The 1,362-nt window shown below is 40.3% G+C and carries 2 protein-coding genes and 1 pseudogene; all 3 read right to left on the reverse strand.

Going from position 1 to position 1,362, the window contains the following annotated elements; translation table 11 throughout:
- Nucleotides 1-190 (reverse strand): annotated as a pseudogene (locus VXQ92_RS18125) (universal stress protein); the annotation flags it as partial.
- Nucleotides 191-345: 155 nt separating this feature from the next.
- Complete coding sequence (locus VXQ92_RS18130; protein WP_416682741.1) at nt 346-957, reverse strand: DapH/DapD/GlmU-related protein; 612 nt, start codon at nt 955-957, stop codon at nt 346-348.
- A partial coding sequence (locus VXQ92_RS18135) for an IMPACT family protein (protein WP_416682742.1) occupies nt 950-1,362 on the reverse strand: 413 nt, incomplete at its 5' end. The genes VXQ92_RS18135 and VXQ92_RS18130, both read right to left, overlap by 8 nt.

Below are 1,362 nucleotides of genomic sequence, written 5' to 3' on the forward strand. Positions count from 1 at the left end.
TAAGCAACATTGCATTGCTTTCAAAGCCGATTACGCCACTAATTTCACCAAGGTGATAACTTGCCGGGTAGTAATCTAGAATTTGTAATAATACAAGCTCTCGTCCAGTTGCTTTCGCAACCCAAGCCGCTGCATCTGCAATAGCATTAATACAAGGTGATGAGTCAATACACGCAATAACACGGTTCATTTTTGCCTCTCTTCTTCAGGTCTATTTGCCTTGGAGATTTTTCTATAACTTAGCTTTAACTTAACATAGATAAAAATCCGTATGTTAAGGTTTATGTATTAAAATCCACTTTTTTGTTTAAAGATCAAACATTTTATTACATTCTTGAGACTGCATTATTCTCTTAAACGGATAAATTTTGCTGGGTTTCCTCCCACAATATGGTACGGCTCCACATCTTTTGTCACCATACTATTCATGCCAACTACAGCATGTTTTCCAATTTTAATCCCATCTTTAATCCCCACATGTGCACCTAACCAAACATCTTTTTCAATTTCGATACCCTGTGAGCGAACAGGCTGTTGGTAAAGTGGACGGTCGAGTTGCATGCCATGATCAAATGCATAGAGATGACAATAAGCAGCAATACGAACTTGATCATGTAGTTTTATGCCTGCTCGACCACCATCTAAAATACAGTGGTGGTTAATTGCAACCTCATTACCAATCTCAAGCGGTCCATGCAAACTACAATCTGCCGCGATAAAACAATTATTACCAATCTTAATTTTCCGGCCCGGCTCGGCAAAAATATGGGCTAACGGTGAAATAAAACAGTTCTCCCCGATCTCGACCGTTTCCATATCCATTAAATAAGCCTGATATTCTTTTTGCCACTCTTCCGCCCAAAAACGGTGTTTGGGTTTCAATGTCCAATATAGCCATGGCATATAATTTAAACGGTGTTTATGCTGCTCGCGGTACTTGAGTAAAGAATCAGTCATCAGTCAATTCCTCCTCAACTTTTAATTCTTCGCGACCACGAGTTACATCTCGCAGTTTTAGAGCGAGTGGTTCAATTTGGTGAACCTGTAGCCTCGCTTCAATATCGACACCTGTTGCAGTATAACTTTCCTGATATTCAATTTGCTGCTGTGTCAGCTCATACTGAAAGATGGCCCATTCATTAAAATGACAAGAAAAATGAATCGTTTTCTTGGCAATCAGTTCAATACGTTCAGCTAACAATAATGATTGTCCGGCACAACCACCATATGCCCGAACAAGCCCACCAGTTCCCAGTTTTATACCGCCATACCAGCGATTCACCATGACAATAATATTAGTCAGGTCATTTCCTTCAATAGTTGCCAGAATTGGACGTCCCGCTGTACCAGATGGTTCCCCAT

It is taken from the genome of Acinetobacter sp. 228, assembly GCF_048147885.1.